At 71.6% G+C, this 19167-nt stretch carries 16 protein-coding genes and 1 pseudogene; 8 read left to right on the forward strand and 9 right to left on the reverse strand.

Annotated elements, in window-relative coordinates:
* Window positions 1-61: 61 nt before the first annotated feature.
* Together IG74_RS0135200 and IG74_RS0135205 are read right to left on the reverse strand one after the other, a co-directional pair.
* The gene (locus IG74_RS0135200; RefSeq protein ID WP_030685609.1) at window positions 62-1534 is read right to left on the reverse strand and encodes an FG-GAP-like repeat-containing protein; all 1473 of its coding nucleotides are present in this window, start codon (window positions 1532-1534) and stop codon (window positions 62-64) included.
* 89 nt (window positions 1535-1623) lie between these two features.
* Entirely contained in the window at window positions 1624-2250 is a 627-nt protein-coding gene (locus IG74_RS0135205; protein ID WP_051856016.1) for a hypothetical protein, read from the reverse strand.
* A gap of 358 nt (window positions 2251-2608) precedes the next feature.
* Between IG74_RS0135205 and IG74_RS0135210 the strand changes: the two genes are divergently transcribed.
* The 5 genes from IG74_RS0135210 to IG74_RS0135230 all read left to right on the forward strand — a co-directional run bounded on the left by IG74_RS0135210 (window position 2609) and on the right by IG74_RS0135230 (window position 11670).
* On the forward strand, window positions 2609-3958 hold the full coding sequence (locus tag IG74_RS0135210; protein WP_078869303.1) for an MFS transporter: 1350 nt from the start codon (window positions 2609-2611) through the stop codon (window positions 3956-3958).
* Window positions 3959-4114: 156 nt separating this feature from the next.
* Window positions 4115-4447 carry a hypothetical protein gene (locus IG74_RS0135215; RefSeq protein ID WP_030685615.1) on the forward strand — a complete coding sequence of 111 codons (333 nt, stop codon included), beginning with the start codon at window positions 4115-4117 and terminating at the stop codon, window positions 4445-4447.
* A 234-nt stretch (window positions 4448-4681) separates the two neighbouring features.
* Window positions 4682-5209 (forward strand): hypothetical protein, encoded by a 528-nt coding sequence (locus tag IG74_RS0135220; protein WP_030685617.1) that lies wholly within the window; start codon window positions 4682-4684, stop codon window positions 5207-5209.
* 333 nt (window positions 5210-5542) lie between these two features.
* Entirely contained in the window at window positions 5543-8641 is a 3099-nt protein-coding gene (locus IG74_RS54280; RefSeq protein WP_158857879.1) for an AfsR/SARP family transcriptional regulator, read from the forward strand.
* Window positions 8642-8712: 71 nt separating this feature from the next.
* Window positions 8713-11670: an AfsR/SARP family transcriptional regulator gene (locus IG74_RS0135230; RefSeq protein ID WP_030685621.1), complete on the forward strand. Its 2958-nt coding sequence runs from the start codon at window positions 8713-8715 to the stop codon at window positions 11668-11670.
* 161 nt (window positions 11671-11831) lie between these two features.
* Here the strand turns inward: IG74_RS0135230 and IG74_RS0135235 are convergent, their stop codons facing one another.
* The 7 genes and pseudogenes from IG74_RS0135235 to IG74_RS0135265 all read right to left on the reverse strand — a co-directional run bounded on the left by IG74_RS0135235 (window position 11832) and on the right by IG74_RS0135265 (window position 15943).
* Window positions 11832-12095, reverse strand: coding sequence for an SH3 domain-containing protein (locus tag IG74_RS0135235; RefSeq protein ID WP_234334549.1), 264 nt, complete (start codon window positions 12093-12095; stop codon window positions 11832-11834).
* Between the two features lie 268 nt (window positions 12096-12363).
* A pseudogene (locus IG74_RS52345) lies at window positions 12364-12474 on the reverse strand (VOC family protein); the annotation flags it as partial.
* A gap of 38 nt (window positions 12475-12512) precedes the next feature.
* Window positions 12513-12890, reverse strand: a complete 378-nt coding sequence (locus tag IG74_RS0135245; protein ID WP_030685626.1) for a hypothetical protein — start codon at window positions 12888-12890, stop codon at window positions 12513-12515.
* A complete protein-coding gene (locus IG74_RS0135250; protein ID WP_030685628.1) occupies window positions 12890-13129 on the reverse strand; it encodes a hypothetical protein in 240 nt (79 codons plus the stop codon). The genes IG74_RS0135245 and IG74_RS0135250 overlap by 1 nt, the downstream gene beginning before the upstream one ends.
* Window positions 13130-13365: 236 nt before the next feature.
* Window positions 13366-13782, reverse strand: coding sequence for a DUF6924 domain-containing protein (locus IG74_RS0135255; RefSeq protein ID WP_030685630.1), 417 nt, complete (start codon window positions 13780-13782; stop codon window positions 13366-13368).
* Between the two features lie 13 nt (window positions 13783-13795).
* Window positions 13796-14857, reverse strand: coding sequence for a DUF6461 domain-containing protein (locus IG74_RS0135260; protein WP_030685632.1), 1062 nt, complete (start codon window positions 14855-14857; stop codon window positions 13796-13798).
* Window positions 14858-15361: 504 nt separating this feature from the next.
* The gene (locus tag IG74_RS0135265; protein WP_030685634.1) at window positions 15362-15943 is read right to left on the reverse strand and encodes a TetR/AcrR family transcriptional regulator; all 582 of its coding nucleotides are present in this window, start codon (window positions 15941-15943) and stop codon (window positions 15362-15364) included.
* A gap of 201 nt (window positions 15944-16144) precedes the next feature.
* Here IG74_RS0135265 and IG74_RS0135270 point away from each other — a divergent pair, with 201 nt between their 5' ends.
* From IG74_RS0135270 to IG74_RS0135285, 3 genes are all read left to right on the forward strand, one after another.
* A complete protein-coding gene (locus IG74_RS0135270; RefSeq protein ID WP_030685636.1) occupies window positions 16145-16723 on the forward strand; it encodes a TetR/AcrR family transcriptional regulator in 579 nt (192 codons plus the stop codon).
* 535 nt (window positions 16724-17258) lie between these two features.
* On the forward strand, window positions 17259-17954 hold the full coding sequence (ureA, locus tag IG74_RS0135280) for an urease subunit gamma (RefSeq protein ID WP_030685638.1): 696 nt from the start codon (window positions 17259-17261) through the stop codon (window positions 17952-17954).
* On the forward strand, window positions 17951-19167 hold a 1217-nt coding region (locus IG74_RS0135285), incomplete at its 3' end, for an urease subunit alpha (protein ID WP_051856024.1). The genes ureA and IG74_RS0135285, both read left to right, overlap by 4 nt.

Genomic DNA, 19167 nt, shown 5'->3' on the forward strand with positions numbered 1-19167 from the left:
CTGTCTGTGCCCCCGGCGGGCGGCCGACAACAGCAGATGCTGACCGCCCGCTGGTGATGCGTCAGCCCGCGAGCATCGCGCCGAACCACGAGTACTTCTTGGACAGGCCGAGCTGCCCCGGCCGGAAGCCCGTCGAGTCCGTCGTGGAGTACGGGACGGCGCCCCGCGCGCCCGGCAGGTGCCAGATCGCGCCCTCGTCGGCGTTCGCCTGGGACGAGGCGATCGTGAGGTCGGCGCGGCCGTCCCCGTTCACGTCGGTGGCGAGCAGCGCCTCGCCGAAGCTGTTGGCCGTCTCCCGCGTACCGGGGACGCCCGCGCTGTCCTGGTGCACGGCCGTCGCGCCCGCCGTCGTCAGGCCGGATGCCGAGCCGCGCAGGTAGACCACGGCACCCGCGCTGTCGACATAGGGGTCCTTGCCGTACGTCTCACCGGGCACGCCGACCGCCAGGTCCGCGCGGCGGTCGCCGTCGAAGTCGCCGATCGCGACGGCCGAGCCGAAGTTGTCCCCGGTCTCCGACGTGCCGGGTACCCCCGCACTGTTCTGCGTGAGGGTCTTGCGACGGGTCTTGCTCGGCCCCGACTTCGTCCCGTAGATCACGCTGATCTCCCCGCCCTTGGAGCCGGACGGCTCCTCGTCCGGGTCGTCGGGGTTGCCGAGGGCGATGTCGCCGTAGCCGTCGCCGTTGAGGTCGCCGACCGCGGCCGTCCTGCCCGCGCGCAGCTTGGCGCCCTTGGCCAGGCCGGACGCGGTGCCCTTGTAGAAGACGGCGGCGCCCAGGACGTCCTTGCCGGTCTGCTGGCCGGTGACGATCAGGTCGGCCTTCTTGTCGCCGTTGATGTGCCCCGCGGTGAGGCCGGGCCGCTCCAGCGGGGCCTGGTAGGTGGTGACCTTCCCGGTCCGGCCCTGCTTGGTGAACGGGCCCCGGATCAGGCGGATCCGGTACGCGTTGCGGCCCGTGTCGCTCTGCGCGGCCACGGCCAGGTCCGGCTTGCCGTCACCGGTGAAGTCGGCGGCGGCCAGACCGATGCCGAAGGAGCTCCCCCAGAGGGGCTGGGGGTTCTTCACCGTCGTCGCGCCCGACAGGCCCGCGCGGGAACCCCACACGATCACCAGCGCCCCGGCGGCCTCTTTCCGGCCCGCCTTCTCCTTGGGGGCGGCCACGGCGAGGTCGCTGTAGCCGTCGCCGTTGAGGTCCGCGACGGCGATCTGCCGGCCGAACTCGTCGCCCTTCTCCGCCGCCCCAGGGACGCCGGGCGAGTTCTGACTGATGACACTCCGCTTCGACGTCGAAGCCAGGCCCTGACCCGTGCCGTACGTGACGACGACCTGCCCCGCCCACTTCTTGCCGCCGACGGTGGCCGCCGGGGCGGCGATGGCGACGTCCCGGTAGCCGTCGCCGTTGAAGTCGCCGCTGAGGCGGGAGGGGGAGGGGGCGGCCGCGGCCGTGGCCGGTACGGCGAGGAGGCCGGCCGTCAGGGCGGCGGCCACCGCTGTGGCGGCGGCGAGGCGCCTGGGGGTGGTGCGGGTGGTCATGCGGGAGGTCTCTCCTGAGGTATTGGTCTGGACCTAGGGGAGACCGGCGGGTGGGGGTGAGGGTTGCACCCGGGAGTCAGGGACGTGCGTCACATCCGGGGAGCGCCAGGAGCGGGGCGCGTCGTGGGATGACGCGCCACGGCGCACCGGCTCGCACCGGCCGCAGCGGCACCGGAGCGCCACCGGCCCCGGCCCCGGGCCCGGCGCAGGTGGTAGGCCCGTGTCACCACGGCCAGCAGCGGTCCCCAGGCGAGGATCGGGGCGTAGCAGGCCCACAGGGCCCACGCCCCCGGGCCGCTGGTGGGGAACGCCTCGCCTGTGTCGTTCAGCGGGGCGACGAAGTTGAACACGTAGTTCAGGGTGACGTACGCGGCCAGCGCGGTGACCAGGGCAGCGCCGATCGAGGCGGGGACGACGACCGCGCGGACCGGCACCGCGCGGCCGCCGACGAACGGCACCCAGGCGGGCAGGCGTTCGCCCCAGGGCCGGACCAGCCCCAGGGCGAGCAGCGCCAGGCACTCGGCGACCAGCGAGAGCGAGAGCACGTACGGCCGTTCCCCCGGCAGCCAGACGTGCCCTGCGTACCAGTCGGGCCAGCCGACGACGAGCGCGATGCGCCACAGCCCCGACGGCAGGGCGCACAAGGGGATGGCGTACGCCGCCCACTTGATGCGACGCGGCACGTCGAGGACGGTCTGGTGGTGGGTGGCGCTCATCGTGGTCTTCCTTTGCAGGGGAGTTACGGCATCCCCATGCTCGTTTCACCCCGGGCGGCCCCGCGTCCTTCGGCGGTGCGGAACGTCTCCTCCGCGTGGGGGAGACGCGGGGGCTACCTGAGGCCTGCCGGGCCCGGCCTCGCGTCGACAGCTAGAGTTCCGGCGTAGCGAGTCACCTACGAGGAGGCGGGACATGCCCGGTCTTCCGAGCGCGCGTTGACGTGTTGGCCGTGACCGGCCTGTCATCGCGTGCTGCCCTTGATGTTGCGGCACAGCGAGCCCTTTCCTGCCCGAACTGCCGGTGCGCCTTTCATGCGCTCGGTGGCGGGCCTCGTAGTCGGCAACCCAAGGGACCTCCGTGCCGTCCGCTTCTTCCTCTTCCTCTGCTGCATCCGATTCCGGTCGACCTGTTCCGTCAAGGCTGTGGCGGGACGCCGACTTCCGCGGACTCTGGGTGGGTCAGACGGCCTCCCAGTTCGGTGAACAGGCAAGTCTGGTGGTGCTGCCGCTCTTCGCCGTCCTGACGCTCAGCGCCGGCGCCGGCCAGGTGGGCGCCCTTCGCGCGGTGGGGCAGGCGCCGATCCTGTTGCTCTCGCTCTTCGTCGGCGCGTGGGTGGACAGGTGGCGTACGCGCACGACGATGGTGCTCACGGACGCCGGGCGGGCCCTGGTCCTGGTTGCTGCCGCCGTGGCCGGTCTCCTCGGCTGGCTCGCCCTGCCGGGCCTGCTCGCGCTGGCCTTCACCGTCGGGGCCCTGTCCGTGTTCTTCGACGTGGCGTACCAGACGTCTCTCGTACGGCTGGTGGCACGCGACCAACTGGTGCGAGGCAACAGCGCGCTGGAGGGCAGCAGATCCGCGGCGCAGGTCGGCGGTCCCGCTCTCGGCGGTGCGCTGGTGTCCCTGCTGTCGGCACCGATCGCTGCCGCCACCAGCGCGCTGTTCTTCGCGCTGTCGTTCCTGTCGATCCGGCGGATCCGCCGGGCCGAAGCGCTCCCCGAGCGCCCGGAATGCCCTCCTCGGGTCTGGCGGCGCATCCATGAGGGGCTGCGTTTCGTCGTCGGCGACACCACGCTTCGGGCCGTGTGTCTGGCCTCGGCCGCCTTCCAGTTCTTCTTCGCTGCCGTGATGACCGTCTACCTGCTCTTCCTGCCACGGGAACTGCACCTGTCGGGCACCGCCGTAGGACTGGCGCTCGCGGCGACGGGGCCGGGGGCGCTGGTGGGGTCGGTGCTGGCTGCCCGTCTGCCGGGCCGGTTCGGTTATGGCGCGGTGCTCGTGTGCGCGGCGGCCGTCGGCGACGGAGTGTTCTTGGGCGTGCCCGCGCTGCGCGGCTCCTCCGCCGTGACGGTTCCCTCGCTCCTTGCGGTCAGCTTCGTGTTCGGGATCGGCGGTCAGTTGGTGAATGTGGCGGTCATGGCGGTCCGGCAGGCCGTCACTCCGGATGAGATGCAGGGCCGCGCGGCCGCGACGATCACGTTCGTCGGCATGGGGCTCACCCCGCTCGGCTCCCTGCTCGGCGGGTTCCTCGCGGAGGAGTGGGGGCTGCGCCTCAGCCTGCTGGTGACGGCGGCAGGCATGATGCTGTCCCCGGTGGTGATGGCCTTCTCTCCGCTTGCGCGCCTGGGGCGAGAGCTCCCGGCCTCGCATGACGCGCCGCCGACGGCCGCGCGCTGTGAAGTCCAGAAGACGGCCATCCGTTGGTCCTGAACGTCATCCCGCGCGGCTTCTGTGCTGTTTCACCAGTGCGTATGTCGCCTGCCGGCATCAATTCCTCGCGCTCTCCCGGCCTTCCGTGCCGCGTGATGTGGCATGGTGGATCGACTCATGATCCGAATGTCTGAGCGTCTGCGTAGGGGGATCTGAATGCGCTTTCGTACCGTCGCGGCCTCTGCCGCACTCGTCTTGTGCGCTACGACGGCCGCGACTGCCTGCTCATCTTCCTCGGACGCCAAGGACACCACCCGGCCCGCAGGTCCTGCAGCCCCTGAAAAGCCCACCTCTGCCGAGGGCTTGAAGGGGCACATCGAGACGGGCAAGCGCCAGGCGGGCGCACCGAAGATCGGTGGGCAGGACGAGGCGGATGCTACGGAGTGCGCGACCTCCGCTGCTGAGATCCCGGAGAAGTGCGCCCTCGATCTCTCGTTCTCCGAGAGCACCGACGGCGAGCCGGGTGCCGGATCGCCTGATGAGCAGTAGGTTCCGTACGGCATGTCGCTCTGCGGTCATGACTGCCTGGAGTGAGTGAGTGAGTGAGCGAGCGACGCTAGCCGGTGATCTGCGCGAAGAGGCATAGGTCGCGAGACGGTGTGGAGGAGCGGCCCGGTGGCTGGGATTGCTTCCACCGAGTGTGAAGATCTATTAACCTCACGTCCTGTTCAGATTTGAATCAGTGGCCTCGAACCAGAGGTCAGGGGGCGGGGGTAGTGGATCGTGCGCGCGAACTGGTCTGTGAAGTTGAGCGTTCTCGCTGGTGCGTCAGCACTGGCACTCTCGGTCGTCGCTTCGGCGCCGGCCCTGGCTGAAGACTCGTCGGGGGGCCTTCAGGAAGTCCAGATGCCGGGAGACGTGGAGATAATCGAGGGCACCGCCCCGGCGCCTGGGACCGCGGATCCCCTCAGCGGAGGAACGTTCAAGACCGCCGCGGCATCCGGCGCGTGCCTCGGAACGACTTCCACCTACGGTGTCAAGGGTTGTTTCCAGCCCGGTGGCGACATCGTCTGGTCCCGCGACACGGAAAAGGACGGCATGTCCGCAGCCGTCGGGGTCTACACCGACTACGGTCGGCCCGCCGCGGTCTGCGTCAACAAGCTCGGCGCGGACACATGGGCGACATGCAACAAGGACTACCGCGAAGACGGGAACGTGCGCCTGCGGGTCATGCGCTACAACGGCGACAACGGCAAGTTCTACCAGCCCGAGGCATGGTCCGGCTGGATTCCGGTCGACGGGCAGTACTGAACTCACCATGGGTTCTGGCCCACATGTGAAGGGACCACACCTGGCTCCCGCTCCTCGGAGAGTGCGTACGCGGAGGTGGCACCCAGCACGGGGACGACAGCGGAGGCGTTGGTTTCCGCCAGGCGCGGTGGCGCCAGGGCACCCGCACGCAGGCCGGGCCCCGATGGCAGCCCGACGACGTTCTGAAGGACATCGCCCAGATAGGATTCAGGCCAGTGCACGCCGTGGGGACGACGGGGACGGTCGCGCGCCGAGTGCCCGTGGCAGGAAGACGGGGCCGGGTGCCGCCGCACGGCAGGTGTGCCTGAAAGCGTCAATGGGGTGGGGCGGAAGATGGTCACGGGGGACACCGGGCTGCGGTTCGCGCTGCTCGGCCGGTTGCGCGCGTGGCGCGGAGACACGGAGTTGGAGCTCGGCTCCCCGCAGCAGCAGGCGTTCCTCGCGGTGCTGCTGCTGCGCCAGGAGCGGGCCGCTTCGGTGGGCGACGTCGTGGAGGCCCTGTGGGGCGGAAACCCGCCACCCCGCGCCGTGGGGGCCCTGCGGACGTATGCTTCGCGGCTGCGGAAACTCCTTGAGCCGGAGCGGGCCGCGGGGGAGTCCCCCCGGGTCCTGGTGTCCGTCCCCGACGGCTACGCGCTGCACGTGCCGCGCGAGGCCGTCGACCTCGCCCGGTTCGAGGACCACGTCGCCGCGGCGGGCCGGGCCCGGGCGGCCGGGCAGCTCGCGGAGGCCCGTGCCCGGCTGCGCCTCGCGCTGGAATCCTGGCAGGACGACCCCCTGCCGGGCGTCCCCGGCGCGGCCCTGGACGCGTACCGCGCCCGGCTCGCCGACCAGCACGTGACGGCCCTCGAAGCCCGCCTGGAGCTCGACCTGGAACTGGACGGCCCGCAGTCGGTGCTCGCGGAGCTCGCCGTCCTGGCCGCCCGCCATCCGCTCCGGGAACGGCTGCGCGCCCTCCAGATGCGGGCGCTGCACCGTGACGGCCGGCCCGCCGAAGCGCTCGCGGTCTACGACGCGACCCGCCTGCTCCTTGACGAGGAACTCGGGCTCGAACCCGGCCGCGACCTCGCCGAGGCACGGGACCTGCTCACGGCACCCGACACCACCGGCAGCACCGGGCTCCCGGACCCGGCCGCGCCGCCGTTGCCCGCCCAGCTCCCCGGGGACCTCGCCGACTTCACCGGCCGCGCCACGCTCGTGGCGGACCTGTGCGCGTTGCTGACGTCCGAGCGCCCCGGCGTCGCCGCCATGGTGGCGGTCTCCGGAGTCGGCGGGGTGGGCAAGAGCGCCCTCGCCGTGCACGTCGCGCACCGGGTGCGGAAGCACTTCCCGCACGGACAGCTCTACGTGGACCTGCAGAGCGTCGGCGGCCACCCGGCCGACCCGGCCACCGTGCTGCGCTCGTTCCTGCGGGCCCTCGGTGTGGACGACTCCGCGATACCCGAGGGCCTGGCGGAACGCTCCGCGCTCTTCCGCGCCCGCCTCGACGGACGTCGCGTACTCGTACTCCTCGACAACGCCCACGGCCCCGAGCAGGTGCGGCCCTTCCTGCCCGTGCTGCCCTCGTGCGCCGTCCTGGTCACCAGCCGCACCAAGCTCGCGGCGGTGGCGTCCGCGCGCCTGGTCGACCTCGACGTCATGACCCCGGGTGAGGCACTCGAACTCCTCGCCAAGGTCCTGGGCGGGGACCGCGTCGCCGCCGAGCCGGACGACGCCGCCCGGCTGGTGTCGGCCTGCGGCCACCTGCCGCTGGCCGTACGGATCGTGGCGGCCCGCCTTGCCACGCGCCCCGCGTGGCCGCTCGGCGCGCTGCACGGCCGACTCGCCGACGAACAACGCCGGCTGGCGGAGCTGCGCGTCGCCGACCTGACCGTCGAGGCCGCCTTCGCACTCGGCCACGCCCACCTCCGTCCGGCCCAGCAGCGCGCCTTCCGGCTGCTCGCCCTGCCCGACGGCCCGCACGTCTCGTCCGCCGCCGCGGCCGCCGTCCTCGGCCTGCCGGAACCGGAGGCCGAGGCGCTGTGTGAGTCCCTGGTCGACGTCAGCCTGCTGGAATCCCCTGCTCCCGGCCGCTACCGCTACCACGACCTGCTCCGCCTCTACGCGCGTGGACGCGCGAGCGCGGAGGAGTGCCCGGAGGGACGGGCCGCCAGCCTGCGCCGCCTGCTGGACTTCCTGCTGGCCACGGTGCGCGCCTCGCACCCCGGCGCCCTCGGCAGAGCCGAACGCCTGGGGGTGACCGCGACGGCCCCCGGCCTCTCGTTCGCCACGGCAGAGGACGCCGGTGCCTGGCTGACCGAGGAGGCACCGTGCCTGTTCGCGGCCGTACGCCAAGCGGCCGAAGCCCCCGCCCACGCCGTCGCCCCGGCGGCCGATCTGCTGCTCATGATGGAGGAGCTGCTCGAACGCGGGGGCCCCGGGCCGGAGTTCGAGCAGGCGGCCCACGCGGTGGTCTCCACGGCGCTCCGCCTGGGCGACCGGCGCAGCGCGGGACGCGCCTACCTCGCCCTCGGCCACGGCTACTACTACACGGCCCGCCTTCGTGAACTGGTCGCCGTCTGCCACCAGGCGGTGGCGGCGAGCCGCGCGGCAGGCGACGCGCTCGTCATGGCCGACGCCCTGGTGCTGCTTGCGCGCTGCTCGTACCACCTGCGCCGCTACGACGAGGCCCGCGCCCTCCTCACCGAGGCGTCGGAGGTCTTCCAGACGTACGCCGACCGGTTCGGCGAGGCGAACTTCCTCGGAGCGCGCTGTCGGCTGCGCCAGTCGGCGGGCGAGACGGACCTGGCGGTCGCGGACGCCGAGGAGGCCCTGGCGGTCCATCAGCGGATGAGCGACGGCAGCCGGATGGGGTTCACCCTGTACGACCTGGGCGTCGTCCTCGACGCCGCCGGGCGGAGCGCCGAGTCCGCCGAACGTCTCACCGGGGCGTTGGCCCTCTTCCGCGACCGCCGCAATCGGCTGTGGGAAGGGCTCACTCTCTTCCGGCTCGCGGAGAACCGGCTCGGGGAGAACTGGCTCATGGAGAACCCGCTTGCGGCGAATCGGCCCGGGGAGGACCGGCCCGGGGGGAACCGGCTCGCCACCGGCCGTGCCGAGGAGGCCGAGCAGCTGGCCCGGACCGCGGCCGCGACGCTGGAAGAGGTCAGGAACGACTGGGGCCGCGCACACGCGCTGGCCGTGCTCGGCTCCGCCCTCGGCCGGCTCGGCGACCACGACGGCGCCCGGGCGCACCGGCGTACCGCGTACGACATCTGCGCCCGCCTGGGCATGCCGGAGGCCGACGACCTCCTCGCCCTGCTCGGCGACGAGCCCGGACGCCAGGACGGGTCCGAACCGGCACGGGACTCCTCGGCGAGAGCGGTCTTGCCCTCCTCGCGCGCCGAACCCGGCACGGCGTCACCGGCATCACGGGTGAGCCCCCTCCCGTGACCCCCCTCCCGTGACCTCTCGTCACAAGGCCCCCACGCCACCTGGTCCGTACGTCATTCGGAGACACCCCCATGCCCCCCACTGCCTCGCCCGGCCATTCCTCCGGCGACGAATCCGGACGAGCAGCCGCCTGCCGCTTCACCGTTCTCGGCCCCCTTCGCGTGCACAACGGGTCGGCCGCAGTGCCCGTCGGCGCGCCTCAGTTGCAGGCGGTGCTCGCGGTGCTGCTGCTGCGGGCGCGTACCCACGTGTCCGCCTGGGACCTGATCGCCGCGGTCTGGGGCGACGAGGCCCCGCCCGGGGCGATGGGGTCGTTGCGCACCCACGCCTTCACCCTGCGTCGACTCCTCGAACCCGACCGGGCACCCCGCGCCGCCGCGCGCACGCTGCTGACGACGGGCGACGGCTACACCCTGCACATCGCCCCGGAGGACGTCGACCTGACGGTCTTCGAACTCCGCACGGCCGAGGCACGGCGGGCCCGGGCCGCCGGCCATCTTGAACGGGCCCGGTCACTGTTCGTCTCCGCCCTTGACCTGTGGCACGGCAGGCCGCTCGCCGGTGTGCCCGGACCCTTCGCCGAGGCCCAGCGCACCCGGCTCGAGGAGCTGCGCCTTTCGGCGGTCGAGGCCCGCTGGGAGGCCGAGATCGCGCTGGGCGGGAACGATTCCGCGATCGGTCCGCTACGCGCCCTTGCCGCCGAACACCCGTGGCGCGAGCGGGTCCACGAACTGCTGATGACAGCGCTGCACCACGCCGGGCGGCAGGCAGAGGCACTCGACGTCCACGCGCACGTACGCCGTACGCTCGCCGAGGAACTGGGCATCCGCCCGGGGCCCGGCCTGGACCGCATCCAGCAGAAGATCCTCACCGACGGACCCGGTCGGCAGCCGCGCGAAGCGGCCGGACTCAGAGCTTCGGACGGGCCCCACGGACCGGCTCAACTGCCGCAGAACGTCGCTGACTTCACAGGCAGGCAAGACGAGGTCGACCGGCTGTGCGCCGCGCTGGAGAAGGGCGGGATCGTCGCCCTCAGCGCCATCAGCGGGATGGGCGGCATCGGCAAGACCGCCCTGGCCGTCCACGTGGCCCAGCGGATGCGCCACCGCTTCCCGGGCGGGCAGCTCTACGCGGACCTGCGGGGAACCGACCCCCGGCCCGCGGAACCCATGGAGGTCCTCGGTCGTTTCCTGTGCGTCCTCGGCGTCCGCGCGGGACACCTCCCGAGACTGCCCGGGGAGCGGGCCGCCCTCTACCGCTCCCTGCTCGCCACCCGGCAGACGCTCGTCGTACTGGACAACGTCCGCGACCCGGCCCAGGTACGCGACCTGCTGCCCGGCGCGCCCGGCAGCGCGGTGCTGCTCACCAGCCGCTCCCGGCTCGTCGGTCTGACCGGGGCCACCCTGGTGGACCTGCGGCCCATGGTGCGGGCAGAGGCCCTGGAACTGCTGACCCGGATCATCGGCGAACCGAGCGTGTCCGCCGAGCCGGAGGCGGCCGCCGAGGTGCTCGACGCCTGCGGCCATCTGCCGCTCGCCATCCGCATCGTGGCCTCCCGGCTCGTCGCCCGGCCGGACCACACGCTCGCCGAGACCGCCGCGCTCCTTGCGGACGAGCGCCGCCGCCTCGGCGCGCTGAGGGCGGAGGACACCGCCGTGGAGACGACCTTCCGGCTCGGCATGGAACTGCTGGACGCCGAGCAGGTCCGCGCCTTCCGACTCCTTGCGCTGCCCGAGACGCCCGAACTGGGCGTGCCCGTCGCCGCCGCGCTGCTCGCCCGGCCGGAGCGGGAGGCGGAGGAGCTGTGTGAGTCGCTGGTCGACCTGAGCCTGCTCGAGTCGGTCGCCCCCGGCCGCTACCGCTACCACGACCTGCTCCGGCTCTTCGCCCGCCAGACCGCGTTCGCCGAGGTGCCGGACCACGAGCGCACCGCCGCGCTCACCCGCCTGCTGGAGTTCTCCCTGGCTACCGCCCTCGGCGCCCACCGGGCGTCGCTGCCCGACGACGTGTTCCCCGGGCACGTGGCCGCGCTGCGCTACGAAGGCCTGGGCTTCGCAGGTCGGCAAGAGGCCGTGGCCTGGCTGCTCGACGAGCAGACGTCGCTCCTGGGGCTCGTCGAGCAGGCGGTGGGCGACGCCTCCGTATCGCTGACCGTCTGCGCGGACCTGCTCCTTGCCGCGGACCCGCTCGGCCGCCTCGGCGCGCAGCCCTACGGCATCGAACGCGCCGCCCGGACCCTCGCCGAGGCCGCGCGCGCCGCCGGTCACCGCACCGCGGAAGCACGCGCCCTGTACATGCTGGGCAGCTCCGTGCAGCACCGCTTCGCCATGCGGCTCGGCGCCCCCTCCCTGGACCGGGCCATCGAGCTGTGCCGGGAGACCGGCGACCGGACGCTGCTCGCCCACGTCCTGATCACCCGGGGCGGAGGCGCCCTTGCCCTGCGCGACTTCACCGCCGCGCACGCCATGCTGGCCGAGGCGCTGACCCATGGCAGGGCCCTGGCCAGCCGCAGCGTCGAGGCGTACGCGCTCGGCTTCCTCGGCCTGGCCCTGCTGGCCACCGGCCGGCCCGAGGAGGCCCTTGCGCACTGCCGCGAGGCCGTCGCCGTCACCTCGGCGAACGGAGACGTCGCGGGCCAGGCCAACGCGCTGCACAACCTCGGCCAGGTCTGCCTGCGCACTGGGCGGACGCCCGAGGCCTTCGACAGCCTGCACGAGAGCCTGCGCCTGTGGCGCGAGACGGGCTCCCGCTTCCGCGAGGGCCTCCTGCTCGGCGCGATCGCCCAGGCCCACAACCTCTCGGGACGACCCGCGGATGCCGCCGAACACGCCGCCCGGGCCCGCGACATCGCCGAGGCCCGCGGCGACGCGGGCATCCTCGCCCGAGCCCTCGCCCAACTCGGCCACGCCCACCGGGCCCAGGGCGACACCGCCGGGGCTCAGGAGCACTACCACCGCGCGCAGAGCATCTTCCACGAACTCGGCCTGCCCGACGCGGACGACATCGCACAGCACCTCGGGGAGCTCTGAAAGAGCGATTCGCCCTGTGCGAACTTGCCTGGAACGGTGCACGTCAGGTGGCGGTCGGGCAGCGGGCGACGGATGTCAGCAAGCCGCTGCGGCGCCCTGTTGGCGGTCGGTGCCCTCGCAGCGCCCGGCTGTCGACTGCCAGTGCCTTGTCTTCTCTTCCGCTACCCCGCCGTATCCCCTTCCGCTGCCGCACCCTCGCCCCCGGCGGCCACGTCCTTGCACAACCTCACGTTGCCGGTGTTGTCCACGTACCGGGCCGCGACCCATCCCGCGCGGTCGCGCAGCAGGTACCAAACGTCGTTGCCGTCGACGACCTGGGCCCTCACTTTGCATCGCAGGCCGACCGTGGACCTGTACGGCAACCTGGCGACGACGGACGAATCCGTGCTGGGGAACTCCCGTACGTTGATGCCCGATTCGTTCACGACGGTTCCGTAGGGCTCTCTGGGTGTAGAAGCCATCACTTCCTCGCCTTTCCTGCCTCGCCGAAACACGGACTGGCCGCACCGCACTGTTCACAACAGGTGACTGTGACGGCCTACCTGCGTGCCGCGGGCCTAAGAGAGTGATCGGCACAACCGACCCCTTTGACACCGTCTCGGTAACCTGTTCGCGCAGATCAAGCCAGATGTGGTGGCCCGCTGAACGGCAGGAATCGCACGGCGCTCAGTCGATGCGGAACTCGTTGCCCTCGCGCGCGCATTCGGCCCCAATCGCGGCGAGGCGTTCCTCGCCCACGAGACCGGTGCCGACCCGCACATCGAGGTGCACCCGGTTCTTCAGGGCCTTCCCCCTGGTTCCGCGCAGTCAAAGGTGACTTGGAACTTCTTCGAGGCCCAGTATCAGATCTTCCAGGACCGCAGCGCGTCGGCGACCGTGTTGATCCTCATGCGCTCGTCCCGCACCTTCCGCACCAAGTCCGACAGGGCTCCGTAGGGCGGGTCGATGCCCTCGCCTGACTGGGCCATGTACTGGGCGGCGACGAACGCGGCGAAGAGGCTGTTGCGATACGGCAGCGGCTCCAGGCGCGCGATGGTGTGCAAGAGCGCGGCGGCTCGCCATGCCGCGTCGGGGTCGGCGGTCTCCAGGGTGGGCAGCCGTGTCTTGTGCCGTGCGACGGCTGCCACCAGTGCCGAGTAGTCGGAGACGGTCACGTCTTCGTGCTCGAGCGCGGCCTCCTGGACGTCGAGGAGCCAGGAGACGTGGATGTACGTCACCATCAGGCGGCCGCGGCCCCGTCACTCCCGTTGCCGCGTGGTTTCTCCTCGGGGAACGCCTCGTCGAACTCCTCCCGCAGGCGGTCCGCCCACGCTCCGCAGCCCGCGACGAACTGCTTGCGGTGCAGCTCGCGCACGCCGAGGTCGTGGAGGTACTGCTTGAGGCTCTTGCCCTCCGCGGCGGCGGCCGCGCGGACGGCCTCCATCTCCTCGTCCGTGAAGGACACATTCAGTGACGGCATAGTTCGATGGTACCTAATAGGTACCAAGGGTGCCCCGGCCGCGGCGGAAAACGGCCCTATGGCGACCTCGGAAGCCAACAGGCAGCCGAATCCGCCGCCCACGCGTGGTCGACGGGTTCGAGGCGTTCTGTCCTTCTTGTAAGTGATCGACTGATGTGCGGTGGTGGCTGAGCATGGGGGTGGGCCTCGTGGCGAGGCCCTTGGCTTCCTGCTCAACGAGGAGTGGCTGTGTGGTGTCAGAAGGTGGTTCTGCGCCTCGCGCTCGGCTGCGTGCTCGCCGCCTGCCGGGACAGTCCGACATCCCTGGTCCCGCCAGGCTTCTCCTGGAACGACCCGACCCAGCCGTACTTCTCGTACATGCCCATCCGCTGAGCGGCTTGCCGTCGGCGAAGGACGGCAAGGGGGAGCTGATGGCGGTGTGCCCGGGCCCGTACGTGGTGGATCTGCTGGCCTTCCGTGGCGGCAGCCTCCTCCTCGACCGGCGACTGGACACCGGCCGGGGCGAACCGTGGATCGCTCACGTAGGTGCCGTGGACGGAAAGGTCGGGGTCGGCGGCGTCGAGTGCGGCCTGGGCCTGTTCCCAGGCAGGGGCGTCGCCGAAGTGAGTACGCAGGACGAGCGACAGCTCATCACCGGGGTCCGGCAAGGGCATGGCAGTGCTCCTTTCAGCGGGTTGCCCGTTGTGCCGCGTCGTGCAGGTGGGCGAGCATCCAGAACTCCTCGACGCGTTCGCCCTCGCCGGTCATCGCTGTGGTCAGCGAGCTGAGGATGTCCGGAAGACGGTCCGTTGGAGTGGGCAGCTGCGCTGCGGTGCACCGTGCGAGGACGCCGAAGACGATGGCCTGCTGGAAGACACGGTGGGAGGGGCGCTCCCACTCGGGTTCGAAGTCGTCGGCCTCCTCGGCCCGTAGGGCGCGGGACTCGGTGAGTGCCTGGTCGTGTGCGGCGGTGAGGTCGTCGCGCAGCCGTTCTCTCGCGGTGGCCGGGATCGCTTCCGCTGTGAGGGCGGCGAGGGCCAGGGAGTGGTGGCGTAGGTCGGTGTGTGCAAGGGCCAGGTCCAGGGCGTGGCGGCGCATCCGCCCCAGCAGGGCGGGTCCGAGGTCGGCCAGGTAGCTCACGAAGGGCTCTCGCTTGAGCAGGGGGGAGTCGACGATCCCTTGCCCAAGGAGGTACTCCGGTACCGGCTTGATCGCGACAGCGCGGTGGGTGCCTCGGACCCACGCGTTGTCGAACTGTGCGCCTGTCGCGCGCTCAACAGCCGTGAGGCCCTCGCCCCAACCAGGGCTCACCCCAAAGGCCAGGCCCTCCAGCAGGGGATCCCAGGCGTCGGGGCGCGCGCCGAACGGGTCCTCGGGGACGACCATGTCGAGCGCGGACTGGATCAGTCCGTCCTCGGCCAGGCTCAGACGCGATACCGCGTTGACGTTCCAGTAGGCGCTGGCGGTGCGGCCCAGGCGGGAGAGAGGGCGCAGCACCTCCTCGCGTGAGCCCTGGTAGTTGTTGTTCTCCACGACGACGACCGTCGGCCCTGACCGGGAGACCAGGATGAGGTCCCCGTCGTAGTGGTCGCGCAGTTCCTCAAGTCTCATGGGGCGGGCCTGGTCGGGGTCGCCGCCGAAGTGACGGATCACAGCGTCCTCGTCGGCGCCGCGCACGGCCGTGAACGTGGCGGCCTCCGCGAGGCCTAAGCCGGTGAGGAGCTCGTCGAGGTGTTGGGGTGAGGTCATACGTGGATTGTTGCCTGTGCCACTGACAACGGGCCTGAGCTGGGCGGATGCGTCGAGGACGACCATGTGGCGGTCAAGGGCCGCGGTGCCGACCGGGTTCGGCTGTGGTGCCTGGAGTCCGCCGAGCCCAGAGCGGCCCCACCGCCGAGAAGGCGATACGGGGCCAGATGGCCAGGAGCCTTGAGCAGGCGAGAGCCCGGCGTGGTCCCGCACCGCCGAGCGCGGACCGGCCGCGGCGGATTCGGTCAGCACCGACTATCTCGTCCCCGGTGGGGTGGGACTGCCTGTGCCCCCAGACGTCTGCTTGATCAGCGGGGTCTGGGTGCGGCAGGAGGCCCGCAGCCACTGGCCGGGATTCGTTCGCCGGTCCAGGAGCTGGAACAGGCCGTCCTCGGGGTCGCGGTGGGGCCACCACGCGCGCTTGAAGGCCCCGCGCGGCGACTGCTCGCCGCCCACCTGGCCATTGCCCTGCTGCCGGTGCGCCCGCACGCCGTGCGCTCGCCGTCAGCGAGCCAGGTGCTGAATCTCGACGGACACCGCCTCCCGCACCAGTTCACGGACGTGGGACAGCGGGAGTGCACCGCTCAACCAGCGCGTACTGAGTCCTTCCAGGAGCCCGGTGAGTCTCTCGGCGGATGCGGTGAGAGCCGGTGCGGCAGCTGTCGGCTGGATGCGGCCGAGGAGCGCCGCGACCTCGTGAATCCAGGCCAGCGTGGCGCTGGCCAGATCGCCGCGCAGCTCGGGCTCGAAGACCGCGCTGGCGCGCAGCTCGCCCCACGCCGTGCTGTTCTCGCGGACTTCGGGAGCGTCCTGGAATTCCAGGAGGAGGGACTGTTCGAGTTCGTGGCGGGCGTTGTGCGGTTCGGCGGTGGAGTCCCCATCGGACGTGTAGCGTCCGGCTCGGTCGCTGATGAACTCCAGCGTGTGACGCAGGGTGCCGGTCCGGTCCTTGAAGTGGTAGTAGATCAGCGCGGTCGACACCCCTGCTTCGGCTGCCAACTCCTCCATGCGAAGTCCCCGGACTCCTCGCCGGGCTATGACTCGGGCGGCGCTTTCCAGGATGGCCCTTCGACGGTCCGTCGCCACGTGATCCCCTCATGAGTGGTCTGAACCAACAGTGTTGCATACTGACTGAATTGTTAGTCTGTTGTTGTGAGAGGGCCGCATCAGGGATCGGCGGCCACAGCTCGGTATCGGGCGGGTAGCCCCGTATCGGGTCGGCAGAGCCGTATCAGGTCGCCAGAGTCGTAATTCCGCAGATGGGAGGTGCCGGATAGGGTTCAGGTCATGGCATCTCGCAGCACTCAGATCCTCGAAGCTGCCGCCAGGGTGATCGCCCGGCGGGGAGTCCGGGGACTCCGCGTGGAGGAGCTGGCCGAAGAGGCGGGCGTCTCCACCGCGCTGATCTACTACCACTTCAAGGATCGCACCGGGATCCTGCGCAAGACGCTGGAGTTCATCAGCGACCGCGCCGAGCGCTACACGACCCACGTCGATCCGGATGCCGAACCGCTCAGCCCGCGGGATGAACTGGACCAGACGCTTCTGCTGGAACTCCAGGACACGACCGAAGTCAGAGAGAACAGCAGCGCCTGGGGCGAGTTGCGGGCCAGCGCCGTATTCGACGACGCCCTGCGGGAAGACCTGGCGCGAGCCACGCTGGTGTGGGTCCAGGACGTGGCGGCCCTGCTGGGCCAGGTCCGGCCCATGGCCCCGGCGGCGGCCCTCGCCGCGTCCGCCGAGCGGCTCACCGCCCTTCTGGAGGGTCTGAGCATGCGCTGGCTCAGCGGCATGCTCCAGATCGCCCACGCGCGGACGTTGATGAGCGAGGCCATCGAGGCCGAGGTCGCACGACTGGGTCGCTAATGGAGGCCCCGGGTCAAGGCGCGTCTGGGCCCGGACGGCACTGCGGCCACCGTTTGCCTGCGGGCCCACTCCGAGCGCGTCCCGGACGCGCAGGACGTGGCCGGGGCCACCGCGAACCCGGCCACCCCGGGTGTGGTCGCCATCAGTCGGCCCTCCCGGCCTCCTCACGACACGGGGCGAAGCCGGGGGCGTGCTCACCGGCCTGACCCTCTCCCTCGCCGGGGTCGCCCTGCTCGTCGGTGATGTCGGGATCATCGACACCGTGATGGTCGGCGGCTCTGCCGTCTACGGCTCCGCCCTGGCGTAAGGGGCGCCCATGTTCGTTCCCCTGCGCACGATCGGCACCGGTCTCGCGGTCTCGGTCTGTCACGGTGGCCGTCACCGCACACGCCTGCCCCCGCCCTGCATGCGCGTCGGCACACGTCCTTGACTGGAATTTCAGTCAGTGTCACTGTGAGCCGCACGTTCCACGTCCGACACTCCTGAGAAGGGATGGGCCCATGCGTGTGACCAGGTCCGTGAGTCAGGGGGCGGCATGCCCTTGACGCCCACCGAGCGGGATCGGCTGCTGCTCTTCACGGCCGCCGAGCTCGCACGGACACGGCTCGGGCGCGGACTGCGTCTCAATGTGCCGGAGGCGACCGCGCTGATCGCCGACACGGTGTGCGAGGCAGCGCGTGACGGCCTGCGTCTGGCTGACGCCCTCAAGCGCGGCCGCAGCGTGCTCGGCCCCGACGACGTGCTGCCCGGCGTCACCGACGTCGTGACGGAGATCCAGGTCGAGGCGGTGTTCGACGACGGCACCCGCCTGGCCGTGATCAGTGCTCCGTTCGGTGCTGTGGAGCACCAGGACGGCGCACCCGGCGCCGTCCTGCCGCACGCGGACGCCCTTCCGCGGCCGGAACCGGTCATCGCCCTGGAGGTCCGCAACACGGCTACGGTCCCGGTGAGTGTGACCTCGCACTTCCACTTCTTCGAGGCGAACCCCCGCCTGGACTTCGACCGCGAGGCCGCTTACGGCATGCGGCTCGCGGCCCCGGCCGGGTCGTCCACACGGTTCGACCCCGGCGCCGTCGTCCAGGTCGGGCTCGTACCGATGGGCGGAGAGCGGATCGCGATCGGTTTCGCGGGCCTGGTCGACGGGGAGCTGGACGCGCCCGGCGCGAAAGAGGAGGCCCTGCACCGCGCCGCCACCTGCGGCTACCTGGGAGCGGAAGGAGCAGGGCGATGAGCAGGCCCAGCAGGCACAGTGACCACTGCGCGCCGGGCAGCAGCCGATACATCGACCCGCACGAGTACGCCACCGTGCACGGCCCTCGCGCCGGGGACCGGGTCCGGCTCGGCGACTCCGGGCTCGTCGTCCGCGTGGAGTCGGACTCGCAGGCGTACGGTAACGAGTTCCTGGCCGGATTCGGCAAGACCGCCCGTGACGGCATGCATCTGAAGGCCGCGGCGGTCCGTGACACCTGCGACGTCGTCATCACCAATGTCCTGGTGATCGACGCTGTGCTCGGTATCCGGAAGGTGTCGATCGGCATTCGCGAGGGCCGGATCGCAGCGATCGGGCGGGCCGGGAACCCGGACACCCTCGACGGCGTGGACGTCGTCGTCGGCACCGGTACCACGATGATTCCCGGTGAAGGGCTGATCGCCACCGCTGGTGCGATCGACACGCATGTCCACCTGCTCTCCCCGCGGATCATGGAGGCGTCGCTGGCCTCCGGCGTCACGACGATCATCGGCCAGGAGATCGGGCCTGCTTGGGGCGTGGGCGTCAACTCGCCCTGGGCGCTCAAGCTCGGGTTCAACGCCTTCGACGCCTGGCCCGTCAACATCGGCTTCCTGGCCCGGGGCTCCGCCTCCCACGAAGCGCCCCTGGTCGAGGCCCTGGCTGAGGGCGGCGCGAGCGGCTTCAAGGTGCACGAGGACATGGGCGCGCACACCCGCGCCCTCGACACCGCGCTGCGCGTCGCCGAGGAGCACGACGTCCAAGTGGCCTTGCACAGCGACGGGTTGAACGAGTGCCTGTCGGTGGAGGACACCCTGAAGGTTCTGGAGGGGCGGACCATCCACGCGTTCCACATCGAGGGGTGTGGCGGTGGTCACGTGCCGAACGTGCTGAAGATGGCGGGCGTGCCGAACGTCATCGGGTCCTCCACCAACCCCACGCTGCCCTTCGGCCGGGACGCGGTGGCCGGCATCACCTCGTCCGACGCGCAGGGCATGGGCCGCGCGGGCGAGACCGTGCGGCGCACCTTCGCCATGGCGGGGAAGATGAAGGCCGAGCTCGGCCCGATGGACGGCGACGGCCCCGGCGACGACAACGCCCGCGTGCTGCGCTACATCGCCAAGCTCACCCTCAACCCCGCCATCGCGCACGGCCTCGCGCACGAGGTCGGCTCGATCGAGACCGGCAAGCTCGCCGACATCGTGCTGTGGCGGCC

It is taken from the genome of Streptomyces sp. NRRL B-1347, assembly GCF_000720325.1.
Taxonomy (GTDB): domain Bacteria; phylum Actinomycetota; class Actinomycetes; order Streptomycetales; family Streptomycetaceae; genus Streptomyces.